At 67.7% G+C, this 23,191-nt stretch carries 25 protein-coding genes; 9 read left to right on the top strand and 16 right to left on the bottom strand.

Annotated elements, in window-relative coordinates; all coding sequences use genetic code 11:
* Window positions 1-9 precede the first annotated feature (9 nt).
* Window positions 10-1,134 (top strand): enolase C-terminal domain-like protein, encoded by a 1,125-nt coding sequence (locus tag P2T62_RS00760; RefSeq protein WP_276259579.1) that lies wholly within the window; start codon window positions 10-12, stop codon window positions 1,132-1,134.
* 14 nt (window positions 1,135-1,148) lie between these two features.
* On the opposite strand, the gene P2T62_RS00755 is transcribed toward P2T62_RS00760, so the two are convergent.
* Entirely contained in the window at window positions 1,149-2,078 is a 930-nt protein-coding gene (locus P2T62_RS00755; protein WP_276259578.1) for a DMT family transporter, read from the bottom strand.
* A 119-nt stretch (window positions 2,079-2,197) separates the two neighbouring features.
* Here P2T62_RS00755 and ddh point away from each other — a divergent pair, with 119 nt between their 5' ends.
* Window positions 2,198-3,130 carry a D-2-hydroxyacid dehydrogenase gene (ddh, locus tag P2T62_RS00750; protein ID WP_276259577.1) on the top strand — a complete coding sequence of 311 codons (933 nt, stop codon included), beginning with the start codon at window positions 2,198-2,200 and terminating at the stop codon, window positions 3,128-3,130.
* Window positions 3,131-3,154: 24 nt separating this feature from the next.
* Here ddh and P2T62_RS00745 read toward each other — a convergent pair whose 3' ends face one another.
* From P2T62_RS00745 to P2T62_RS00735, 3 genes are read right to left on the bottom strand one after another with little or no spacing between them, the layout of a single operon-like run.
* Window positions 3,155-3,640: a pyridoxamine 5'-phosphate oxidase family protein gene (locus P2T62_RS00745; protein WP_276259576.1), complete on the bottom strand. Its 486-nt coding sequence runs from the start codon at window positions 3,638-3,640 to the stop codon at window positions 3,155-3,157.
* Between the two features lie 43 nt (window positions 3,641-3,683).
* Complete coding sequence (locus tag P2T62_RS00740; RefSeq protein WP_276259575.1) at window positions 3,684-4,205, bottom strand: carboxymuconolactone decarboxylase family protein; 522 nt, start codon at window positions 4,203-4,205, stop codon at window positions 3,684-3,686.
* 46 nt (window positions 4,206-4,251) lie between these two features.
* Window positions 4,252-4,566: a Rieske (2Fe-2S) protein gene (locus P2T62_RS00735; protein ID WP_276259574.1), complete on the bottom strand. Its 315-nt coding sequence runs from the start codon at window positions 4,564-4,566 to the stop codon at window positions 4,252-4,254.
* 105 nt (window positions 4,567-4,671) lie between these two features.
* Between P2T62_RS00735 and P2T62_RS00730 the strand changes: the two genes are divergently transcribed.
* Both P2T62_RS00730 and P2T62_RS00725 read left to right on the top strand, forming a co-directional pair.
* Window positions 4,672-5,055: a RidA family protein gene (locus tag P2T62_RS00730; protein WP_276259573.1), complete on the top strand. Its 384-nt coding sequence runs from the start codon at window positions 4,672-4,674 to the stop codon at window positions 5,053-5,055.
* A gap of 84 nt (window positions 5,056-5,139) precedes the next feature.
* Window positions 5,140-6,234: an amidohydrolase family protein gene (locus P2T62_RS00725; RefSeq protein WP_276259572.1), complete on the top strand. Its 1,095-nt coding sequence runs from the start codon at window positions 5,140-5,142 to the stop codon at window positions 6,232-6,234.
* A 126-nt stretch (window positions 6,235-6,360) separates the two neighbouring features.
* On the opposite strand, the gene P2T62_RS00720 is transcribed toward P2T62_RS00725, so the two are convergent.
* The 4 genes from P2T62_RS00720 to P2T62_RS00705 form a co-directional block, all read right to left on the bottom strand.
* Window positions 6,361-7,353: a branched-chain amino acid ABC transporter permease gene (locus P2T62_RS00720; protein ID WP_276259571.1), complete on the bottom strand. Its 993-nt coding sequence runs from the start codon at window positions 7,351-7,353 to the stop codon at window positions 6,361-6,363.
* Complete coding sequence (locus tag P2T62_RS00715) at window positions 7,350-8,213, bottom strand: branched-chain amino acid ABC transporter permease (protein WP_276259570.1); 864 nt, start codon at window positions 8,211-8,213, stop codon at window positions 7,350-7,352. Before P2T62_RS00715 ends, P2T62_RS00720 begins: the two co-directional genes overlap by 4 nt.
* 7 nt (window positions 8,214-8,220) lie before the next feature.
* Entirely contained in the window at window positions 8,221-9,612 is a 1,392-nt protein-coding gene (locus P2T62_RS00710; protein ID WP_276259569.1) for an ABC transporter substrate-binding protein, read from the bottom strand.
* 149 nt (window positions 9,613-9,761) lie between these two features.
* Window positions 9,762-10,142, bottom strand: a complete 381-nt coding sequence (locus P2T62_RS00705) for a RidA family protein (protein WP_276259568.1) — start codon at window positions 10,140-10,142, stop codon at window positions 9,762-9,764.
* Between the two features lie 149 nt (window positions 10,143-10,291).
* Between P2T62_RS00705 and P2T62_RS00700 the strand changes: the two genes are divergently transcribed.
* Window positions 10,292-11,383 (top strand): cupin domain-containing protein, encoded by a 1,092-nt coding sequence (locus P2T62_RS00700; protein WP_276259567.1) that lies wholly within the window; start codon window positions 10,292-10,294, stop codon window positions 11,381-11,383.
* 145 nt (window positions 11,384-11,528) lie between these two features.
* Here P2T62_RS00700 and P2T62_RS00695 read toward each other — a convergent pair whose 3' ends face one another.
* The 4 genes from P2T62_RS00695 to P2T62_RS00680 form a co-directional block, all read right to left on the bottom strand.
* Window positions 11,529-11,993, bottom strand: a complete 465-nt coding sequence (locus P2T62_RS00695; protein ID WP_276259566.1) for a RidA family protein — start codon at window positions 11,991-11,993, stop codon at window positions 11,529-11,531.
* 90 nt (window positions 11,994-12,083) lie between these two features.
* Window positions 12,084-12,785, bottom strand: coding sequence for an ABC transporter ATP-binding protein (locus tag P2T62_RS00690; protein WP_276259565.1), 702 nt, complete (start codon window positions 12,783-12,785; stop codon window positions 12,084-12,086).
* Window positions 12,785-13,540, bottom strand: a complete 756-nt coding sequence (locus P2T62_RS00685) for an ABC transporter ATP-binding protein (RefSeq protein WP_276259564.1) — start codon at window positions 13,538-13,540, stop codon at window positions 12,785-12,787. The genes P2T62_RS00690 and P2T62_RS00685 overlap by 1 nt, the downstream gene beginning before the upstream one ends.
* A gap of 76 nt (window positions 13,541-13,616) precedes the next feature.
* Window positions 13,617-15,077 (bottom strand): hypothetical protein, encoded by a 1,461-nt coding sequence (locus P2T62_RS00680; RefSeq protein ID WP_276259563.1) that lies wholly within the window; start codon window positions 15,075-15,077, stop codon window positions 13,617-13,619.
* 99 nt (window positions 15,078-15,176) lie between these two features.
* Between P2T62_RS00680 and P2T62_RS00675 the strand changes: the two genes are divergently transcribed.
* A complete protein-coding gene (locus P2T62_RS00675; RefSeq protein ID WP_276259562.1) occupies window positions 15,177-15,353 on the top strand; it encodes a hypothetical protein in 177 nt (58 codons plus the stop codon).
* Between the two features lie 1,168 nt (window positions 15,354-16,521).
* Window positions 16,522-17,424 carry a DUF7351 domain-containing protein gene (locus tag P2T62_RS00670; protein ID WP_276259561.1) on the top strand — a complete coding sequence of 301 codons (903 nt, stop codon included), beginning with the start codon at window positions 16,522-16,524 and terminating at the stop codon, window positions 17,422-17,424.
* A 120-nt stretch (window positions 17,425-17,544) separates the two neighbouring features.
* On the opposite strand, the gene P2T62_RS00665 is transcribed toward P2T62_RS00670, so the two are convergent.
* Genes P2T62_RS00665 through P2T62_RS00655 form a run of 3 tightly spaced genes read right to left on the bottom strand, consistent with a single transcriptional unit; the run spans window position 17,545 to window position 19,825 of the window.
* Complete coding sequence (locus tag P2T62_RS00665) at window positions 17,545-19,098, bottom strand: HesA/MoeB/ThiF family protein (RefSeq protein WP_276259560.1); 1,554 nt, start codon at window positions 19,096-19,098, stop codon at window positions 17,545-17,547.
* Entirely contained in the window at window positions 19,095-19,496 is a 402-nt protein-coding gene (locus P2T62_RS00660; protein ID WP_276259559.1) for a hypothetical protein, read from the bottom strand. Before P2T62_RS00660 ends, P2T62_RS00665 begins: the two co-directional genes overlap by 4 nt.
* A complete protein-coding gene (locus tag P2T62_RS00655; protein WP_276259558.1) occupies window positions 19,496-19,825 on the bottom strand; it encodes a hypothetical protein in 330 nt (109 codons plus the stop codon). Before P2T62_RS00655 ends, P2T62_RS00660 begins: the two co-directional genes overlap by 1 nt.
* A 191-nt stretch (window positions 19,826-20,016) precedes the next feature.
* Between P2T62_RS00655 and P2T62_RS00650 the strand changes: the two genes are divergently transcribed.
* Complete coding sequence (locus tag P2T62_RS00650) at window positions 20,017-21,153, top strand: AAA family ATPase (protein ID WP_276259557.1); 1,137 nt, start codon at window positions 20,017-20,019, stop codon at window positions 21,151-21,153.
* 1 nt (window position 21,154) lies between these two features.
* On the top strand, window positions 21,155-21,607 hold the full coding sequence (locus tag P2T62_RS00645) for a winged helix-turn-helix domain-containing protein (RefSeq protein ID WP_276259556.1): 453 nt from the start codon (window positions 21,155-21,157) through the stop codon (window positions 21,605-21,607).
* A 34-nt stretch (window positions 21,608-21,641) separates the two neighbouring features.
* Here P2T62_RS00645 and P2T62_RS00640 read toward each other — a convergent pair whose 3' ends face one another.
* Entirely contained in the window at window positions 21,642-22,130 is a 489-nt protein-coding gene (locus P2T62_RS00640) for a type IV pilin domain-containing protein (RefSeq protein WP_276259555.1), read from the bottom strand.
* Window positions 22,131-23,191: the final 1,061 nt, after the last annotated feature.

Genomic DNA, 23,191 nt, shown 5'->3' with positions numbered 1-23,191 from the left:
TACGCGGGAATGCCGCCGGAAGTCACCAGTGTCGACGTCGTATCGTTCCGCCAGGGCGAGAACCTCTACCGGGACAAGTACATCCCCGGACCGGACCGGCTGGGAGTCCGACTGGAGACGGACGCCGGCGTCACGGGGGAGTACGTCGTCCACAACTCGCTGGCCGTCGGCCAGCTAATGGAGGTCGCGCCCGGGCTCGTCGGCCGGAACCCGCTGAACCGCGAGCGCATCTGGAGCGAGACCAAGCGCTCGCTCCGGAAGTGGGACCAGCTGGGGGTCAGCGTGGTCGACATCGCGCTGTGGGACCTCGCCGGGAAGCACTACGACGCCCCCGTCCACGAACTGCTCGGGACCTACCGCGAGCGCGCGCCGGCCTACCTGTCGGCGGGCGCCAGCGAGAACGAGCGGACGGCGGACCTGCCCGAGCGCTTCGCCGACCGGGCCGAGGAGGCGCTCGAGAACGGCTTCCAGGGGTTCAAGATCCGCTTCAGTCGCAACGGCATGGCCGACGCCGACGAGCGCCTCATCGACGCCGAGCAGGTGATCGAGTCCGTCCACACGGTCGGCGAGCGCGTCGGTGACGAGATGGACCTGATGCTCGACGCGACCGCCGAGCTGGAGACCTACGCCGACGCGCTCGCCGTCGGCCGGGCCTGCGACGAGGAGGGGTTCGTCTGGTACGAGGACCCGATGAAGGACACCGGCCAGTCGATGCACCTCCACCGGAAGCTCTCGCGTGAACTGGACACGTCCATCCTCGCGACGGAACTGCTGCGCTCGGGCATCGAGGGGCACGCCGACTTCCTCGCGAACGACGCGGCCGACATCCTGCGCGCGGACCCGTACTTCGACACGGGCATCACGGGCGCGATGAAGATCGCCCACACCGCCGAGAGCTTCGGCCTCGACGTGGAGTTCCACACCGCCCGCCCGGAGATGCGCCACTGCATCGCCGCGACCCGGAACACGAACTACGTCGAGCTGCTGACGAACGTGGACGAGTCGCCCACCCACCACTACGAGGAACTCGACGACGACGGCACCGTCCCGATGCCGGAGGGGCCCGGCCTCGGCGTCGAGCACGACTGGGACTCCATCCGGGACCGCGCCGTGAACAGCTACCACTTCGACTGACCCCGGGCGGTCGCTCAGCCGTACAGCGTCGTGAGAACGCCGCCCGCGACCACGACCACCGCCCCGGCGGCGACCCGCCAGGTCACCCGTTCGATGTCCGGCAGGAAGGCCCGCGAGAGCGCGACGATCACGAGCGGGCTGGTCGTGACGACGGGGACGACCACCGAGACCGGAGCCACCTGGATCGCGAGGTAGAACGAGGCGAGGAACGCGGTGTTGAACAGTCCGGCGAGGACGTACCACCGGAGCTGTGTGGCGTCGAACGTCCGCGGGTCGGGGAGCGTCCATCGGACCCGCATGACGAGCGTGTAGCCGACGAGCGCGACCAGCGTCTTGATCGCCAGGCCGACGGCGACCGGCGTTCCCTGGTTGATGCCGGTCTTGGCGAAGATGGGCTCGAGCCCGTAGAAGAACGCGGCTCCGAGCGGGACGAGCAGTTCGTACGGGCTGGCGTCGACCGAGGAGTCGGCCGACGAGCGCGACAGGTCCCAGGAGACGACGGCCACGCCACCGACGATCAGGACGATGCCCGCCATGTGGAGCGGCGTCACCTGTTCGCCGAGGACGACCATGGCGATGAGGGTCGCGTGGAGCGGCTGGGAGGACTTGATCGGCGCGGTCCGGCTCGCGCCGATCCGCTCGATGCTCGCGTACGAGAGCGAGCGTCCCAGGAGCGTCCCGACCACGCCGGCCATGGCGAACGCACCCACGGATGTCGGCGTCAGGCCGAAGTCCGGGTAGGAGCTGACGACCGCGACCGGCAGGATGAGCACCACGTTCGTCAGAAGCACGACCAGGAGGGCGTTCTGTGAGCCCGCCGTGTCGGTGTCCGTTCCGGCACGGATGGCCAGTGCGACCAGGGAACTGAACAGGGTCGCCCCCACCGCGAACGCGAGCCCCGAGGCCGGCACGCTCGTCGAGAGGGAACCGAACGGCTCCGACATACTCGCGTCGGTTCGACTCGGCCGGGCATAGTTTGCCCGGTCTCGCCGGGCGGGCGCCGGCGGGAGGGTGGCCCTCCGGCGAGCGAACATTGAAGTGCTCACTGTGGGAACTCGCGGCCATGCCGTACGAGTGTTCGCAGATCGGACTCCACGAGTCGATAGACGCCATCTTCTCCGTCGAGGCGCTGCGCGAGGAACTCGCCGACATCGACCCGGAGGTGACGGTCATCGGCGACGACCGCGAGGCCATCGCGGCCTGCGACGCGGTCGTGACACGGTTCTACCTCGACGCCTACGCCGAGGAGGTCGAGTGGCTCCACGCCATCCAGTCGGGCGTCGACCGCTTCCCGCTGGACGAGCTCGAGGAGGCGGGGGTCGTCCTCACCAACAGCGCGGGCATCCACGGGACCGCGGTCGGGGAGATGGTGACGGGGTACCTGCTGGCGCTGGCCCACGGCATCCACGACCACGTCCGGAACGCGCAGGACGGCGAGTGGGACCGGCCCGCGTGGAACGACGCGTTCACCCTCCCCGGCCACTCGCTGTGTGTCGTCGGGCTCGGGACCCTGGGGCAGGGTATCGCCGAGCGCGCCGCCAAGCTCGGGATGGACGTCACGGGGGTCAAGCGCACCGTCGAACCCGTCGAGTACGTCGACGAGGTGTACCCCGCGAGCGACCTCGTCCCGGCCGTCTCGGAGGCGGACTTCGTCGCCCTCGCGGTCCCGCTCACGGATGAGACCCGCCACCTCGTCGGTGCCGCGGAGCTGGACGCGATGCGGGACGACGCCTACCTCGTCAACGTCGCGCGGGGGCCGGTCGTCGACGAGGCCGCGCTGGTCGACGCGCTCCGGGAGGGTCGCCTCGCCGGCGCGGCGCTCGACGTGTTCGAGGAGGAGCCCCTCCCGGAGGACTCGCCGCTCTGGGACCTGGAGAACGCCATCCTGACGCCGCACTGTGCCTCCATCACGCAGGACTACCCGGTCGACGTCGCGGCCCTCGTCCGGGAGAACCTCGGGCGCGACCCGGACGAGTTCACCAACCGCGTGGTCTGACTCCGGCGCGCCCGGACCGGCGGCTCACCCGACGGTGTGCTCGTAGCCGTGTCCCTGCTGTCCGGTCACCTGCTCGGCCGCGAGTTCGACCCGTCGGAGCTCCGTCCGTGGCTCGTCCAGGGGGAGGAGGTTCGGGAACCAGGCGTTGTCGAACATCACGTCGTCGACGGTCTCGGCCTCGTCCTCCGGGACCGCCGAGAGCGGTCCGGTCGCCACGACGCTCCGCCACCGGTACTTGTCCTCGACCGTGTAGACCGCGAACGAGGCGGTCTCGGTCCCGTCGAGGAAGTCGTACTTCTTGCTCCGCTCGCCGAACCGGAACAGGTAGAAGTACAGCGACGTCCCGTCCCAGCCGAACGAGATGGGCACCGCGTACGCGTCGCCGGCGTCGGCCAGCGACAGCAGCCCGACCCCCTCCTCGCGGAGGAACGTGTCGATCTCCTCGGTGCTCATCCCCATGGCGGTTAGCGGTCCGTACTCGAGGTCGCGTGGCTCGGTATCACCAGCCATGATGAACTATCACACGGGAAGGAACGTCAAACTGTCGCCAGGCTCAGAACGTCGGCAGGTCGTCGTCGCGGTCGGCCGGGTCCACGTCGAGGGCGGCGTTGAACAGGTTGGCCGTCGCCCCGTCGCCGATGAGCGCGAGCAACTGGACGACGTCGCTGTCCTCGAACCCCACCTCGTACAGCCGCTCGATGTCGGCCTCGTCGACCGCCTTCGGGTCGCGGACGACCTGCACGGCGAACTCGACGACCGTCCGCTCGAACTCGTCGAGAGCGCCGTAGTCCCCCTCACGGAGTGCGGCGACCGTCTCCTCGGGGACATCCCGCATGGTCGCCAGGTTCTCGCGGTGACTCGCCGCGCAGTAGGCCGACCGGTTGATGGGTGCGATGGCGGCCACGATGTAGTCGTACAGTTCGGCGTCGACGATACCGGCCTCCAGCAGACGTTCGAAGTACGCTGTCTGGGCCCGAACGACCGCCGGGTTGTGCATCCGGACCTCCGTGTACAGCGAGCGCTTCTCGTACACACCGTCCTCGTCGTGGTCGGTCACGTAGTCGATGAGTGGCATGGGGAAGAGGGCGCTGGTGGAAGGGGGACCAGGGGGTGCCGACCGGTCAGACGTGGAGGTAGAGGCTCCCGTCGCGCTCCTCGACCTCGAACGTCTGCGTGTCGAGGCGGTCGATGTTGGCGTGCTCGCCGGACCTGATGTCGAACTCGTGGCCGTGCCACGGGCAGTAGACGCAGCCGCCCTCGACCTTCCCCTCTCCGAGGGGCCCACCCTGATGGGTGCAGACGTGGTCGAGGGCGTAGTAGCCGTCGTCGAGTTCGAAGATGGCGATCTGCTCGCCGCCGACCTCGACGACCAGCCCCTCGTCGTCCGGTACCTCGTCTGCAGATGCTACTTCGACAGCCTCGCCTTCGGATGCCATATGGAAACTAGTGCCGAAAGAGAACATATAAACTTTTCTAAGGAAATTCGAAAGGTCGGCGGGAGCACGCCAACGTTTAACAGGGTGTGCCGACACCGGACAGGTGTGACCCGAGTCATCGACTCACCGGACCTGCCGGACGTGTCGGACCGCAACTACAGCCAGGCCCGCATCGACGACGGGACCCTCTACGTGGCCGGTCAGGTCGGCTGGGACGCCGACAACGAGATCGTCGGCGACGACATCGAATCCCAGACCCGCCGGACGTTCCGGAACGTGGAGCTCATCCTCGAGGAGGTCGACCGCGACCTCGGCGACGTGACCAAGGTGACCAGCTACTTCACCCACATCGAGGAGGACTTCCCGACGTACAAGGAGGTGTGGTCGGAGCTGTTCGAGGCCCCGTACCCGTGTCACACGGCTATCGGGGTGGCGAAGCTCGCCGCGCCCGAGACCCGCGTCGAGGTCGAGTTCCAGGCGCCCGTCTGAGGCGGCCGCCGGCGCCGGAGTCCCGGGAGGTGGGGATGCACCCCAAATTTGATGTAGTATCGATTCGCAGTTGCACTTGGTAATATGGCCCAGACCTCCGTCGAGCAGTCAGAACTCCTCGAGGAGCTGGACATCTTCGACGCCGAGACGCACACCGGCGAGAAGGCCCAGGCTCTCATCGAGTACATCGACGACGAACAGGTACAGCAACAGGAGCGCGACGGCTACGACTACCAGCCCGACCTGACCGGCCCGTTCGGGGCGGACGGGTGGGACCGCTCCGCCGGCGGGAAGATGGAGTGGTCCAGCGGCCGGCAGATCGAGCGCGCCGAGGAGATGGACGAGCGCCGCGAGGAACTCCACATCGACCGGACGCTGTTCAACGCCGGGATGGGGTTCCAGGCGTACGCCATCCCCAAGAAGGCAAAGCGCATCCACTACATGCGCGCGACGAACAACTACATCCAGGACCGGTTCGGCCGCGAGGACGACACCAACTACACCAGCATCCTGGTCGTCCCCGACCACCCGGAGGAGAGCGCCGCGGAGATCGAGCGCTACGGGGACGAGGACAACGTCGTCGCCGCGTTCAGCAACTCCTTCATGGACTACGGCTTCGGCCACGAGCGCTACGAGCCCGTGATGGAGGCGCTGGACGAGTACGACCTCCCGCTGATCTTCCACGGTGACAGCACGAACCAGCCGTACTTCCCGGCCGGGTTCCTGCGCTCGAACCACTTCGTCGAGCACCACACGCTGACCCACCCGATGGCCCACCTCCGGAACATCGTCCACATCATCGGCCAGGAGATCCCCGAGCGGTACGACATCGACTTCGGGTTCTGGGAGGCCGGCCAGTCGTGGATCCAGATGGCGATGAACCGGATGGACCGCGAGTACATCGAGCGCATCCACGACATCCCCGGGCTGACGAAGCTCCCGAGCGAGTACATGCGGGAGTTCTACTACGGGACCCAGCCGCTGGAGGAGACCCACGAGCCCGAGCACCTCCAGCGCATCATCGAGGACAACGGCCTCGAGGACCAGCTCGTGTTCACCTCGGACTGGCCGCACATGGACTTCGACGCGCCGTCGTCCATCCTCGACCACGATGGACTCACGCAGGAGCAGAAGAAGAAGATCCTCCAGGACAACGCACAGGAGCTGCTGGACCTGTAGCGGCGTCCGGTCGCCGTCGGAACCGTCCCGTCCCCTCCTCACCGCGCGTCACGCACTCCAGCGGCGGCTGTCGCGTGGCGAGGAGCACGGAGGCGCCGGGGGAACGCGCCGAGGAGAACGAGGGGGCTAGTCCTCGTCGTCCGTGTACCAGTCCTTGAGGCGCTTGCTCATCCCGATGAGACCGTCGGGGTCGGTGAGGACGACGAGGACGAGGATCGCGCCGATGATCATCGGGTAGGCGTCGGTGAACTGGCTGAGCTGGAAGTCCATGAACCCGACGAGGATGGCACCGAACACCGCACCGAACAGCGTCCCCTGCCCACCGACGATGGTGTAGATGACCGGGTCGGCCGAGCGGACGATGCTGAACTCCGCGGCGCTCACGTAGGCGTTCACGATGACGTTGAGGCCGCCCGCCAGCCCGGCGAACATCCCGCTGACGACGAACACGCCGAGCTTGTAGCGGCGGACGTTGTAGCCGAGCATGCGGGCGCGCTGCTCGTTCTCCCGGATCATCTTCAGCGTCAGGCCGATTGGCGACTGCACCAGCCGGTGGAGGACGAGGAAGGAGAGGACGAACGCCAGGAGCGCGAGGTAGTACTGGTTGAGGGCGTTGAACATCGGGAACGCGACGAGGTTCCCGATCTCGATGGCCGGCACGAGGACGGTGAACCCGTCGCTCCCGCCGGTGACGCCCGTCCAGGTGTTGGCGATGAGGTTCGCGACGAGCACGATGAGGATCGTGACGATGACGAACGCGTTCTCGGCGACCCGGACGGCGATGTAGCCGAGCGCCAGCGCCATCACCCCCGACAGCAGGAAGGCGAGGCCGAGCGAGCCCAGGACGCCGACGCCGACGTCCCGGAGCGCGACGGCGACCCCGTAGGCACCGATGCCGAAGAAGGCCGCGTGGCCGAAGCTCGTCAGCCCCGCGTAGCCGTACAGCAGGTCGTAGGAGATGCCGTAGATGGCCAGTAGCAGGATGGACGCACCGATGAAGCGGCCGAACGAGCCCAGTTGCTGCGGGAGCACGGCGGCGACGACCAGCGCCACCACCGCCAGCAGGTACCGTGCGTTGCCGTTCACCAGGCTCCGCGACTGGATCTCCTCCCCGCTCATGCTGTCCCTCCGTAGAAGCCCTCGGGTTTCACCAGCACGATTCCAGCCATGAGGACGAGCGTGAAGATGCGTGCCTCCGTCGCCGGGATGAACGCGCTGCCGAGGTTCTCGACGAGCGCGAACAGGAGACTCGCGACGAGGACGCCCCGGAACGACCCGAGCCCGCCCACGATGACCACGATGAACGCGACGGCGAGGATCTCGATGCCCATCAGGTGGCTGACCCCGGCGACCGGCGCGAGCAACACGCCGGCCATCGCCGCGAGGAACGTCCCGAGGCCGAACGTGAGCATGTAGACCCGGTCCGTCGGGACGCCGAGCGCATCGGCCATCTCGCGGTCCTGGCGGACGCCCCGCATCCACAGCCCGGGCCGCGTCCGGGTCAGGAACAGGTGGAGCAGGACGATGAACACGACGGCGACGACGGCGATGGAGAGCCGGTACAGCGAGTACGAGGCCACGCCGAGGTCGATGGACGCCTTGATGGGAGACTCGAGGGTCCGTACCCCCGAGCCGAACATGACGAGCGCGAGGTGCTGGAAGACGAGGATCATGCCGAACGTCGCGATGACGGTCAGCGGGATGTCCTCGGCGATGGGCTGGAGGACGGTCCGTTCCATCGCGACGCCGACGAACCCGACGACCAGCGGCGCGGCGAACAGCGCGAGCCAGAAGCTCCCGGTGGCGTCGATGACGAAGTAGCCGCCGACGGCACCCAGCATGTAGAACGATCCGTGGGTGAGGTTGATGATCTCGAGCAGGCCGAAGATGAGGTTGAGCCCCAGCGCGATCAGCGCGATGATCGTCCCCCAGACGATCCCGTTCAGCAGACTGACGGCCAGGTTCTCTACGAGTGCCATCGTTCGCTCAGAACGACTTGCTCGTCAGGTCGGCCTGTGCCTCGTAGGTCGGCTCGTTCACGTCGACCCGGTGGACGGTGGTCGGCGTACCGTCCTGCACCTGCTCGATGAAGAGGTCCATGAACCCCTGATGGTCGGACCCGCGGAAGAAGGTGTCACCCTGCGGGTAGAGCTTGCTCGCGCTCCGCTGGGGCCCCTCCTCGATCCACCGGATGAGGGTGTCGCCGTCGCCGTCGCCCGACCAGTCGGAGTTCTCCATGGCGTCCTTGATCCACGAGAGGATGACCCAGTTCTCCCAGGCGTGGCCGAACGGGACGGCCTGCTCGTAGTCGGTGATACCGGCGACATCGCGGTAGGTCTGGTAGAACTCCCGCTGGTTCTCGGGCATCCCCTCCGGGAGCGCCGGGACCGTCGACACGTAGTGCATCCCCTCGGCGTTCGGGACCTCCTTGTTGGTGAGGTTCAGCGGCTCGGCCAGACCGACCTCGCCGAAGCGCTCGCCCGGAACGTCGAGGTCGCGGCTCTGTTTGAGGAACGCCGGGTTCGACGGCCCAACCAGCACCGCGAACAGCACCTCCGTATCCGACGGGACCTTGTTGAGCTGGGACACAAGGTCCGTCTCCCCGAGGGGGACGCCGATGGAGCGGAGGAGTTCACCGCCGAACTGCGGGAGCCGGTTCTCGGCGACCGACTTGAACTGCTGGCCGTAGGAGTAGTCCTGGAACAGCATCGTCCACTTCGAGCCGAGGTTCTCGACGCCCCATTTGAACCCGCCGATGGAGAGGTGGTCGACGCTGTGGCCGTAGTGGACGGTCCACCGGTTCGCGTCCTCGCCGGCGAGCGAGGAGGCGTCCCCCTGCGGGAAGTAGGGCGTCCCCGTCTGCTTCGCCAGCGGGATGCTGGCGAGGCTCGTCCCGGAGGAGTTCGTCCCCATCACCACGTGTGCGCCCTTCTCCTGCGTGAGCCGGCGCATCGCGGCGACACCCTCCTTCGTCTTCGACTTCGTGTCCTCGACGACCACCTGTACCTCGCGGCCGGCGATGCCGTCGTGCTCGGCGTTCAGCTCCTCGGCCCACCGCTCGGTGACGCGCTTTTGCCACTTGCCGTACAGCGAGAGCGGCCCGGTGAGGTCGGCCTGGAGGCCGATCTTGACGGGGCCGGTGCTGTCGCCGCCGGTGGACCCACCGTCGCCGCCGTCGCCACCGCCACCGCCATCGCCGCCGCCACCGCCGTCCCCGCCATCGCCACCGCCACCGCCGCCATCGCCGGCCGGTTCGCTCGTCGCACAGCCAGCGAGTCCGACCGAAGTTACCAGCGCACCGGTCCCCGCGTACTTCAGGAACCCGCGACGCTCTATGTCTCTGCTCGCACCGGACGTTCGACTGCCATCAGTTGGCATGGACGACCGGTGTGGCTTTTGACGTTTATATCTACCTCAAAAATCCATATTCAGTAGCACGAAAAATACGGAGACGGGCTCCGTTCCGGGAATCGGTCGTTCCCGGCGACCAGTGGCACGCGGTCGGTGACGGCGGACGGCAGCAGGCCTCACTCGACGGCCGCGATGGCCTCGAACTCGACGACGAAGTTCTTCGCCAGTTCGTCGACGCCGATGGCCGCACGGGCCGGGAACGGCTCCGAGACGTACTCCTGGTAGATCTCGTTCAGGTCGCCGAACCGGTCCATGTCCTCGACGTACACCTTCACCTTGACCAGGTTGTCCATCGAGGTACCGGCCTCCTCGAGGATCGTCTGGATGTTCTCCAGCTCCTGGCGCGCCTGTCCCTCGAACGTCTCCGGGACGTTGCCGTCGGCGTCCCGGGGGGCCTGCCCGGACACGAAGACGAAGTCCTCGTGCTTGATCGCGTGGGAGAACGGCAGGTCGTTGTACTGCATCTTGGACGGGTCTGGTCGGACTTCTTCTACCATGACTCACTCGCCAGGTTCCATCGAACGGATAAAAACATACCGGAAAAGATAATCTTCTCGACATTTCGGGTGCCCGTGTCCGTCCCGGCCGATGCTGCATGTGATACCACAACAAGATATAAGTGTGCGAAAAACGACCTCCCAGGTGTATGAGCCAAGAGCAAGAGCCTCCTGCTGTAGACTGGGATATCGACCACGTGAGCGACGATCTCGAATCGAAGTTCGAGGACCGCCTCCTCCGGCCCGGCTGGGACGTCCACGAGGACTGGGAGGGCGAGCCGAAGGAACAGCTCCAGCCGTTCGTCTGGAAGTGGGAGGACGTCATCGACACCATCGAGCAGGTCGAGGAGGAGCTGCCGTACAGCGAACTCGAACAGGGCCTCCGGCGCTCGCTGGCCCTGACGAACCCCGCGTCGGACCAGGACCTCCCGTCACCGTTCCTCTCGGTGTTCTTCCAGACCGTGACGCCGGAGGAGGAGGCCGGGTCCCACCGCCACAACGTCAACGCCGTGCGGTTCGTCGTCGACGGGAACGAGGACACGTACACCGCGGTCGAGGGCGAGCGGTTCCCGATGACGGACAACGCCCTCATCACGACGCCGAACTGGACCTGGCACGACCACGTCAACGAGAGCGACGAGCGGACCATCTGGATCGACGTCCTCGACTGGCCGCTCATCGGGCAGCACCTCAACGCCTCCGTGTTCGACGACCACGAGCAGTACCAGCAGCCCGTCGACAAGTCGCAGGGGTACTACAACTCCCAGTACGGTCGCCTGCGGCCGCTGCGCGACCAGGAGAACAAGTTCCGCGACGTGCCGCCGTACCGCTACTCCTGGGACGAGGCGTACACCTCCATCACCAACGCCGCCGAGGACGGGCCGGACTACGTCGACGACCCGTACGACGGCCTCGTGATGGAGTACGTCAACCCGGCGACCGGCCGCGGCCCGACGATGTCGACCACCTCGTTCCGCCTGCAGCTCCTCGAGGAGGGTCAGGAGACGAAGACCCACCGCCACAACAGCACGGAGATCTACCACGTCGTCCAGGGGTCGGGCGAGACCCAGGTCGAGGACACCACCCTCGAGTGGGACACCCGCGACTCCTTCGTCGTCCCGCAGGACCAGTGGCACGCCCACGAGGCCCACGACGAGGAGACCATCCTGTTCGTCATCAGCGACCAGCCGGTGTTCGAGGCGTTCAACGTCCACCGCGTCGAGGGCAAGGACGAGGAGTAGGGCCGCCCCGCCACCAGCACCGCTCTCGCACGCCGTCTCCCCACCTCATCTCACTGCTTCTCCGCTCGGCTCGCGCGCTGGACAGCCACGGCTCCGCGGTCGGACGGGGCGTGGCTCACACGACGGGTGAAGAACCAGGTCGCCCTCAGCCGTAGATGTCCGTGAACACGGCGTCGGTCTCCCACTCGCCGTCCTTCGGAACGATGGCCTCGAGGTCGATCTCGATGCGGCCCACCAGCACCTCGTCGACGCGGACGAGCGTGCTCGCGGGGAAGTGGGCCTTCTCGAAGAACTTCTCGCGAGCGCGGTGGTGCTCGCGGAACTCGTCCTCGTCGATGTCCTGCGTGTAGACGCGGACCCGGACGACGTCGTTCATCGACGCGCCGACCTCCTCGAGGAACTGCTCCATGCGCGAGAGGATGTCGGTCGTCTGCTCGCCGATCGAGGTGTTGTAACTGGAGCTGAACGCGTCCTCCTGGGAGGAGGTCGCACCGGAGAGGAAGATCCGGTAGTACTGGTCGGTCTCGATGACGGTCCCACGCGAGAACGGCGTGTCGAGGTCCTCGAAGATGTCGCTGCCGGCGTCGGGATCGATGACTGTCTTCTTCATCGTCACTCGGAACTACGCAGGACCAGTGTTAAAAGTTTTCATGGTGCACACCCGGACAGCGGCCGGCAGCAGCCGCGTCCGTCCGGCGGATCAGTGCGAGAGGCCGAGCGTCTCCTCCAGCAGGCCCGGGTCCTCCTGGAGCCGCTCGCTGGTCGCCTCCTGCTCGATGCGGCCGTTATCCATGAGGTAGGCGCGGTCGCAGATGTCGAGCACGAAGTCAACGTTCTGCTCGACGAGGAGGACGGCGTACCCGCGGTCGGCGATGGTCTCGATGACGTCGGAGATCTCCGGGATGAGCGCCGGCATCAGTCCCTCCGTCGGCTCGTCGAGGAGGACGAGCTGGGGGTCACGGATCATCGCCCGGGCCATCGCCACCATCTGCTGCTCGCCGCCCGAGAGCGTCCCGGTCTGCTGGTCCTGTCGCTCCTCCAGGCGCGGGAACAGGTCGAACACCGTCTCGAGCTGGTCGTCCTCGAACGACCCGGTCCCGGCCCCCATCTCCAGGTTCTCCATGACGGTCAGCTTCGGGAACATCCGGCGCTCCTGCGGGGCGTAGCCGATGCCCCGGCTCGCGATGTGGTTGGGGTCGGCCCCGGTGATGTCCTCGCCCTCGAAGGTGATGGTCCCGCTGCGGGGCGGGGTCATCCCCATGATCGAGCGCATCGTGGTGGTCTTGCCGACGCCGTTGCGCCCGATGAGCGCGACGACCTCGTCCTCCTTGATCTCCAGACTGACGTCGTGGAGGATGTGGCTCTTCCCGTAGTACGTATCGATCTGATCGACGGTGAGCATCAGACGTCCCTCCCGAAGTAGACGTTCTGTACGTCGCTGTTCTGGCTGATCTCGTCCGGCGACCCCTGTGCCAGGATCTGGCCGTTGTGGAGGACCGTGACGCTGTCGGCGAGGCCCATCACGAAGTCCATGTCGTGCTCGACCAGCATGATGGCGGCCTCGTCGCTGATCTCCTCGATGATGGTCCGGATACGCTCGGTCTCGGTGGCCGAGAGCCCGGCGGTCGGCTCGTCGAAGAGGATTACCTCCGGGTCGGTCGCGAGCGCGAGGCCGATCTCGAGGACGCCCTGGTCGCCGTGCGAGAGGTTCCCCGCCTCGGCGCCGGCGACGTCGTCGAGTCCGATCCGCCGGAGGATCTCCCGTGCTCGCTCGGTCGTCGCCGAGTCCTCCCGATAGGGGACCGCCGGGTTGAGGAACCGCTTCTGTCCGTTGAGCGCCCCGACGACGTTCTCCTCGACGGTGAGGCTCGGGAAGATGCTGGTGATCTGGAAGGTCTGTGCCAGTCCCCGGCGGGCGATGCGCTCCGGGGCGAGGGCGGTGATATCCTCGCCCTTGAGTTCGATCCGTCCCTCCGAGGGCTGGATGACCCCGGAGATCATCTTGAAGAAGGTCGTCTTGCCCGCTCCGTTCGGGCCGATGATGCCGTGAATCTCGTCGCCGTCCAGGCTGAAGTCGACGTGGTCGACAGCGACGAAGGCGCCGAACCGTCGCGTCAACCCCTCCGCGCGCAGGACGGCCTCGCGCTGCGTGGCCATGTGTGGCGATAGCTCACAGCACTATATAATCGTTGCCCCGCGGCACCGGCGGACGACAGCCGTGACGGGCGGCGGCTCAGTTCACGGCGGGCAGCGAGACGATCCACAGCGACAGGACCGTGTAGCCGACCATCAGGAGCGTGAGCGGGAGGTGGCTCCGCCGGGCGGCGGCCCGGTCCGGGTACCGGCGGCGGGTCACGACGTGGGCGGCGACGACGGCGACGACGTGCCCGACGGTGATGAGGACGACCTGACTCCCCCAGAAGACGGGGAGAGACAGCCACGCGAGCGGGTCCGGGACAGTACCGCCCAGCGGCAGGAGGGTGTAGGCGACGCGCACCGCGTTGCGGAGCGTCGTCGGGTAGGTGTGGGCGATATCGTAGCTGACCGCGATGGGGAGGAGCGTCGGGGCGAACACCAGCAGCGCCCGGGCCGCGACCCGGCGCCCGCCGAGGCGCTCCGTGGCCGCCACGACGAGGCCGAACCCGGCGAGGAACAGCGCGTACCCCCCGAGGTACGTGACGAGGGCGACACCGACACCGACGTCGAGCGCGACGCTCACCCGGGTCAGGAGGTACTGGTACTCCACCGTGTTGGTGAACCCGTCGAAGCTGACGGTGTAGACGGCCGCGACGACCAGGCCGACCGCCCCGATGTCGGCGACCGGGACCGTCCCGCCCCGCCAGGGTAGCCGCGCGGTGATCCGGACGTCGCCGGCCGGGCCGCGCGAGACCTGGAGGGGTGCCACCCGGCCGAACAGCCGGTAGAAGACGGCGAACAGGTCCGCCCGCCGGAACCAGGTCGGACCGAAGACGACGGCGCCGGCGACCATCACCACGCCGTAGCCGCCGAGCAGCAGCGCGGTCTCGCGGGGGGCGGCCGGCACGCCGCCGAGGTTCTCCATCACGCCCACCACGAGGAGGAACCCCACGAGCGCCGGCCAGCGGCCCAGCCACTCGGGGTAGCCGATCAGCCCATCCGGGGCCACACCGGCCCCAGCCGCGCGGTCCCGAGCCCCGTCCGGGGGTCCGCTGGCCCCCGCCGGCGCCGACCCGACCGACGACGAACGGGTGACATCGAGTAGCCAGACCCCCGCCTCGTAGACCGTCCGCCACGGGGAGAGGAGCCGCCAGGGGCTCCCGACGATGGCCGCAAGGAGCGCGACCCCCTTGAGCCAGAGGCCCCAGAAGAGGACCGTCAGGAGGTTGACGTCCGGGTCGGGCGGCCCGGCGACTCCGGCGAACAGCGCGAGCGCGAAGCAAGCGAGGAACCCACCCCGGGCCGCGAACGCCAGCACCCGCCCGAAGCGCCCGGGGAGTCCGCCGATCCCCCACTCCCGGTCCGTCCCGTCACGACCCGTCGTCAGCCCGAGAACGCCGGCCGTCGCCGCGACCGTCGCGCCCGCGCCCGCGTACAGGTGCGTGAGCGGGATGGGGGAGTCGAAGCGGGTGTCCGGTGGGTCGTGGGCGACGGCCACCCCTGGCGCGGCCGCGAGGCAGGCGAGCACCACGAGGCAGACGACACGCCAGCGAACCATGCTCATCCCCGGATGTGGGCCCACCCCTCATCAGTCTACCCCCGCCAGGGGCCCGCAGGAAATATTTATATGTTTGCGATTCACACACTTAGCTAGACCATGTCCAAGACGGAGGACCGTATCCCGCAGAGCTGTGGCAACTGCGCCCATCGAGAGCAGGTCTCGGGGGCCTGCGGGCACGAACTGCGGCAGCTGGTGATCGCCGACAACACCGACCGGGAGGTCCACCGATGTCCCGTGTACGCAGAGGGGGTGAGAGACACGGGAGACCGGTGAAGCCGCCACCCGTCGCCCGGCTGCTGGTGTCTGGGGGCTCCTCCCCGCGGTCAGGGTCACGACACCCCCTCCCGTTCTCTGCTGTCGAACGTTTTCGCGGATGCGCTCTTCCTCGCCCGGACGTCCCTGAGTCCCCTCTGAATCGTCATGCCCCACCAGCTCGGCAGGTCCCGGACGAACCGCGCATCCCGACGACCGACACGGCGGACTCTCACGAGGCAGTCCGGGGGCAGCGCTCGGACCGGCCCGCGACAGCCGTCAAAGCGAACACCGCATCCGCCGTTCACCAGTAGAGAACGAGAATCCGCACCCCGAGTGAATCACCCCGGTCGGTCGCGGTCCGTGTGAACACCACACACATACACAGAGAGAGCCCTTCCGGGTCGGTGGCAGCCCCACGCCCCACCACACCATGTTGTTCGTCAACAGGAAACACATCCCAGGCAGCGGTAGATAACTTCGGACGGCGCTGTACAGCACCATTTCGTGTCGAGCGAGCCACTCGCCCACACACCCATTACAAGCGTAAGGATGTAATGGTTCATCCGTCGACAGCGGACGGTCACACCGTTGCATACGTGATGGGCCGCCCGAGACCGGCATCCCTGTCTGCAGGCACCGGGTGAGAGCACCACCCGTCCACCAATAGAGAACACCCTTTGCAGCTGACCACGCATAGACCAGAAATGACAACTTCATAATCATCACACTATTCATATGCTTTATAGATAGAAATCCAATCCACTTACTGACCACCCACAGCCACCACCGATATTACTCAGATAAAACCGATTTATGAATATTACAAACCCAATTATTGATATATTGGGCATTGGATATAACTACAGCAACATTCTCCAGCTAACTACAGGGCCGGCACGTCGCCAGTAGAGGACGAAGTAATGTCACCCAACATGTTATATTCCAATATTCAAATATCTCTGTCATATATAGGCGAGACCGGCACCTTCGCCGCGGGGGGCCTCGAACCACGGCGGATACGTACCGAGTAGTGGCTGTGTGAAATCGATTTCAGATGAACGTTATGACAGAGCCGTCCCACTCCACGACTGGGAACTTCCCCGGTTCCCGCTTCGGCCCTCCACCACCACCCTCCACCACCACGCTCCCCACAAGGTCATTAGGTCCCCGCCGTAGCTACCGACGTATGGGTAGCGCTCCAGCCGGCACCGGCGGCCCGAGTCTCGCCGCCGCGGACGAGGTGCTGAAGACCGTCGCCAACGAGCACCGGCTGTTCATCCTCATGACGCTCGGCGACGCCTGTACCGGGGGGCAGTACGCCACGCTCCGGTTCACGGACGTCTGGGAGGGGACCGAACTCGAGGACAGCGGGCGGCTGAACTACCACCTCCAGCAGCTCGTCGAGACGGACTACGTCGCCAGCGTGGAGGACGGCTACCACCTGACGCTCCGGGGGCTCAAGGCCTACCAGGCGGTGAAGGCGGGCTTCTACGCGAAGGAACTGGAGATCCCGCCGTTCGAGCTGGCGTCGACCCACGAGGTCTGCGGTGAGTCGCTCTACGCGTCCTACCGCGACCAGCGCGTCAGCATCGAGTGCCCCTCGTGCGACGACCAGTTGCACCAGTACCCGGTGCCGCCGGGGCCGTTCGACGAGAGCGACGCGCCCGAGGTCGCGGCGGCGATGAACGTCCGCTTCACGACGGACCTCTGCTCGATGTCGCAGGGGTTCTGCCCGTACTGCTCGGGGCCCGTGGAGCTCGACGTGTCCCAGGACCATCTCGACCGGCTCGACGTCGAGGAGTGGAACGCCCCCGCGCTCCTGTTCTGGTGTACCCACTGCCACTGGTTCATGCTGAGCACGATGGAGCGGCCGCTCCTGCTCGAGCCGCCGGTGATGGCCTTCTTCGCCGAGCGGGGCGTGAACGTCTGGGCGGAACCGGGCTGGAGCAACGTTCTCGAGGCCGAGGACGTCGTCCGCTCGAGGGACCCGCTGGAGGTCTCGCTGACGTTCACCTGCGCGGGCGACGCCCTCGAGGTCGTCGTGGACGGGTCGCTGAACGTGCTCCGGACCGAGACACACGACGGGTGACGCCCGCTCGTCGCGGGGGGCGGACGAGCGGCGCGTGCCGTCGTGGGGGGACCGGCAGCTGACGGCCGGCGGAATCAGGGAGCGAGGGCCGGAGGCCCTCGAGAAGCGTGTGTGTCCCTCTCAGTCCGAGGTGGCCGTCTCGGGACCGTCCTCGGGCGTGAACTGTGCGTCGCCGAACGAGCGCCGCCCGACGCCGAGCACGCCCTCGTCCCCACAGGTCGGGCACGCGGGGCTGGGCTCGGTCGTGAGCGCGGTCATCTCGTGGGCCGTGTCCTCGTACCGGACGAAGTCCGGCGGCGTCTTCACCCCGGTCACGACGTCCGTGCCGACCGAGACCGCCTTCGAGGCACAGAGCCCGTTGAGGTGGATGACCGCCGGCTCGGGCGCCACCTGCTCGGTGTCGATGTAGCCGCGCTCGAGTTCGGCCTCGCGCTCGTCCGGCGAGAGCCGCTCGATGCGGGCGGCCGCCTGGTCGTGACGTCCCAGGCAGTCGAAGCACGCGGTGCTCCCGGGCGCCACCAGGTGGACGTACCCGGTCATCCCGACTACCCGATCATCCGTCGTGTCGATGCGGACCCCGGCGTCGACGTAGTAGGTCAGGTGCTTGACGGCCCACTCGTTGCAGAACGAGCGCGCCGTGACACGGTCGACGCAGCCGACGACGAGGTCGCAGTCGGTCAGCCGCGCCGGCACCGCCTCGACCGGCTCGGCGACGGCCGTCACGTCGAGGTCGGCCGGCGCGGACCGCCAGGCGTGCTCGCGGACGGCGTCGACCTTCGGCTTCCCGACGTGGTGGTCGTAGGCGCCGACCAGCCGCGGCAGGTTGCTCGGCTCGACCGTGTCCGGGTCGACCAGGACGAGTTCGCCGACGCCGAGGCGCGCGAACTGCTCGGCGACCTGCGAGCCGATGCCACCGACGCCGACGATACCGACGGTCGCGTCCTGGAGCCGACGCTGGCCGTCGGCGCCGAGCGCGCGGACGTTCCGGTCGAAGCGCTCGGTGGCGTCGATGTCGGTGTCCGTGTCCGCGTCGTCGGTCCCCGCCCGGTCGCCCTCAGAGCCGTCGGCGACCGGTGCATCCCCAACCGAAGCGCCGCGCCCGCCGGCGTCGACCGGCGCGAACCGGTCGACCGCCCCCGGGACCGGCTCGTCGAGTTTCCACTCGCCGACGACCTCGACCGGGAGCGCCGCGAAGCGCTCGCCCGCGTTCGCCACCGCCTCGATACCCGACTGCCCGACGACCGCGAAGCCGAACGGGCGGTCCGGGAAGAGGCCAGTCAGCCACTCGCGGAACCGGCCCATCGCCTCCACGTCGATGCTGCTGAACCGCGGGTCGTCGGAGAACGGGTGGCTGTGGACCAGAACCGGCGCGAGCTGCCGGTCGTAGCAGTCCCCGACGTGGTCGCGCTCGACCGCCGGCTCGGGCCGGCACGCGGTCCTCGACTGCCGGGCCAGCCGCTCGTCCGGCACCGGGACCACCTCGCTCGCGAGCAGGTCCGGACGCTCGGAGGGGGCCTCGCTCTCGGCTTCCCCCTCGCCAGCTCCCGCCCCAGCGGGCGGCGCGGCCGTCCCGGCATCGACGAAGGCGAAGCGCTCCTGTTCGTCGTCCCGGAGGAGTGCCTCGCGCAGCTCCCGGACGACCCGCGCCGGCAGGCGGAGGCGGCGCTCGCTCACGCCGACCCCCCCGCGAACGGGTTGTCGCTGTAGGGGTTCGCCAGCGACGCCCGCATCATCGTCGTGAGCTTCACCAGCGTATCCGACCCGGGGTCCCAGTTCACGTTGTGGTCCTCGATGCACCACTTGCTCCAGTCGGAGTCGCCGTACGGCGAGATGCCGTGGAGCAGATGGGTCGGGCTCTTGCCCTCGTAGGACAGCTCCGACGGGACGTAGACGGTCGGCATATCCCGGGGGTACGTGTCGGGGAGCTCGTACCGGAGCTTGGAGAACTGGGGGTCCCACCCCGGCGGGAAGTCGAACCGTTCGAGGACGACTCGCCGGTCGGCCTCGCTGTACGCGACCGGGTAGCGCTCGCCGAGCTTCCGAGCCTCCTCGTAGGCACGGCCGCGTTTCATCAGACGCCTCCACCCGACCGCCGTCCCCGCCCCCCGACGGACCGAGGCCCACCGCCCCCGCCCGTGCGACCACCGCGGCCGCCGTGACCAGTCGGGACCCCGCCGGAACGGCCGAACACCTGCCCCTCCCCGGGCTGGAAGCTGAGGTTCGCGCCCTCGGGGACGGCGTCGGCCACCTCGTCGCGGTCGCCGAGCACCTTCACCTCCCCGTTCTCCTCGTAGGTCGCCAGTTCGTCGTCGTCGCGATCCAGCCGCTGCTTGAGGTCCTGGACCGTCGTGCCGTCCTCGACCGGCACCTCGCGGCCCTCGACCTGGATGAGTTCGCCCATGGTTGACACCACATCGGGCCGCACGGATGCCGCTTGTATAGTAGTTACTGCTAGTCGAGTTGATTGAGTTACTAGAGTTGTTAGAGTCGGTTGCGTGGATCATTCCATCGAGACGATACAGCCTCCACAGCAGATACGGCCGATACACCCGCTACGTTGAAGGGCCGGGGCGCGGAAGCCCGAGGTAACCGATGGTCGACGACATCGTCTCGGAGATCAAGGGGGAGTTCGAGAGCGGGGGGAGCTGGCCGTACGCGGTCGACGGCCACCGGTTCCGGACGAACCCGTTCGCCGAGAAGTGGCCCGACCCGCGCCTGTTCGCCGGCTACGAGGACGAACTCCGGCGGCTCCGCGAGAACATCCAGCGCAACGTCAACACGTTCATCACGGGCCCGTTCGGCACGGGCAAGACCATCCTGACGAAGACGATGTACGAGGTCCTGACGGAGGTCGAGGGATACGAGCCCGTCTTCGTCGCGGTCCAGAAGGGCCGGTTCAGCAAGACGATGGCCAAACGCATCCTCGACGAGCTGGGCGAGCCGGTCGACTCGACGGCCACCAGCACGGAGCTGTACGACGACGTGGCCGACGCGCTGGAGCGGCGCTACGAGGACGGCGTCCGGACGGTCGTCTTCTACGACGAGGTCATCAACGGGAGCGAGGGCACCCTGCGCCAGATCCTCCACCTCCAGCGCGACGTGGAGAACTGGGAGCCGGTGCTCGTCTTCAACGGCACCGCCCACATGCTCGATCAGATCCACGGCCGCATCGAGCCGCTGTCGGACCGCATCGGCGACGAAATCACGCTGTCGGGACTCGACATCGACGGTGTCATCGAACTCGTCAACAAGCGCCTGCGCTACTACTGCCGTGAGAGCGAGTGGGGCGACGGCGACGGCTGCGCCCACGACGAGGGCGACCTCGCGCCGTTCACCCGCGAGGCCATCGAGCTCGTCCACCAGGACATCACCCCGTACCCGCGCCACATCCGCCGCGAGTGCAACGAGGTCATCGAGGCCGGCGCGCGCGCCGACCGGGAGGTCCTCGACTTCGAGTTCGTCCGGGCGACGCTCGCCGAGGAGACCTCGCGGAAACTCGAGCAGCTCTCGGGCCACGCCGCCGACGTGGTCGAGGTCCTCGCCGAGCAGGGGCCAAGCACGGCCAACGGCATCACCGAGGCGCTCGGCGCCAGCTCCTACCACGTCCAGGAGGCCCTGACCGAACTGGAGAAGGAGGGCCTCATCCGCGCGACGGAGGGGAATCGCGGCATCGAGTACAAGCCCACCGAACAGACCAGCCGCGAACTCTCCAACCTGACACAGAGCTAGTATGTCCGTCCCCTCCGAGGCAGAACTCCGCCGGTTCTTCGACAGGACGGTCGCCCGCGAGGCCCACCGGGCCGCCGTCGCCACCTCGTGGCTGAGCCTCCGGCTGCTCGACCACCTCTACCGCGAGGGCCCCGCCTCGACTGGGGAGCTGGCCCGGGCGTGCAACCTCGACATGCGCGAGGTCCGAGACCGGCTGGAGGAACTCGCCGACGCCGGCATCGTGGCCGAACGCGAGGGCGCGTGGGAACCCGCGGCCGACGAACTGACCGTCACCGTCGGGCGCGACGAGGGTGTGACCGTCGCGCTCGCTGTCGGCGAGCGCGAGGCGGTCGACGGGACCGAATCCGAGGCGGAAGCGGACGGGAGCGCCGAGGAAGGGGGCGACGAGAACGACGGCGAGACGGGCCTGCTCGGCGGGATGGTCCGGCGCCTGGGGCGGCTGCTGTCGCCGTAGGCGCGGCGGTACCCCGACGAGACGAGCGGTCGGCTCAACCCGAATCGGGACCCCGCCAGGAGCCGACGACGGCCGTCTCGCCCTCTTCGCCGACCCACACCACCCGGACGGTGTCGTCGGAGTTGACCGGGACCTCGACGCTGTCGCCGGCCGAGACCGGGTACGGCGGGTCGCCGAACAGCCCGACCGGGCCGCCCGGGAACGCCAGGTCACCGCCGTCGTCGTCCCGGAGCCGGAGGTCGTTGCCGGGGAGGACGTCACCGCCGGCATGGGTGATGGTGAGGTCGCCGCCGCGCCCGGATTCGACCGCCGCGCCGTCGTCGAGCCCCTGGTCCTTCGACCCCCCTCGCTCCTCGAACTCGAAGGCGAGGACCGCCCGCGGCGGCGAGGACGAGAGCCCCTCGGTCAGCCCGAGCGCGACCGTCCCGACGGTCGAGGAGAGCAGGACGACCACCGCGACGAGGAGGACGACGCCGACGACGGGAGAGACGGCGTCGTCGCGGGCGAGCACGGCGAACTGCATCTGAGGGGTTACTGAACGACTGTTCGACCGGAGCGGCTAACGCCTTGCGGTTCCGGACTCGGCCGAACGGTCACCGACGCTCGCCGCTGCTACTCGTAGTAACTCAGGCGTTCGACGACATCGCCGAACGCGACGGTCTGCTTGACATCGGCGATCTCGATCCGGACACTCCCGAACCCCGCAGGGCTGCTTCCCGAAGCTGTACCCCCGCTGCCGGTCCTGCTGGACCTAGCGCTCGCAGGTGTCCTCATCCTCGTCGGACTCACAGCCAGATTCAGGTTCCTCGCTGGCACCATCGCTCAGTCGCTCGTGCAGACCGCCGGACTCGTCTTGGCTTCGGTAGTCGCCCGGTCCGTCTGCCCGGGGGTCGCGTGGCTCGTCCCGACTGCTGGCCTTCTGTTCATGACGACCGGAACGGTCCTGCGGATGCTGTACAGCGTATACATGATGTTGAGCGAACTTCGCTGTTGTTTCGCTGAAGCTGCTCCGCCGAGCCGACCGAACGGACCCCACTGAGTAGAACGACCCGAGCGCGTACCAGAGCGGCTACCGTTCGTCGGACAGCGACGGCAACCGCCACTCGAACAGCCGCTCGACCGCCGGTCAGAGGATCTCGGTCGTGGCGCCGATTGCTGCTCCACACGCCGGAAGGATGACGACTGCCCCTATTCGTCGAGCAGTTCGATGCCCTGCTCGATGACTGCCTCAGTCACTATCTTTCCGCGAGGAGAGAATCCCGCCGTTTACGGCGGGCGCGAATCCGACAATCCCCCACAGACAACGTTCTGACGCTGATACGGATATTTAACTATCATCGCGTCGTAGCATGACGTGCACCGAGGCGGCTTCCACCGCCCCCTAAATGCACAATATCGGGGACTCCGAGAGCCAGAACGTTCGAGACACCCTCTCGAACCGCTGTGGTGTCTCGGTTCAGATAACTCTGAGTCCCCTGCTGGGGATAGGAGTAACGGCGGTGTGGCCCCGCCATCGGCTCGTCATGCCGACGAGTCGTCAACCAGCAAATATCCCAAACCAGCGGTGCGGTGCCGTGGGAAGCC

Origin of the sequence: Haloglomus litoreum, assembly GCF_029338515.1 — an archaeon.
GTDB classification, from domain to species: Archaea; Halobacteriota; Halobacteria; order Halobacteriales; family Haloarculaceae; genus Haloglomus; species Haloglomus litoreum.
This window is presented reverse-complemented; position numbering and strand designations above follow the sequence as displayed.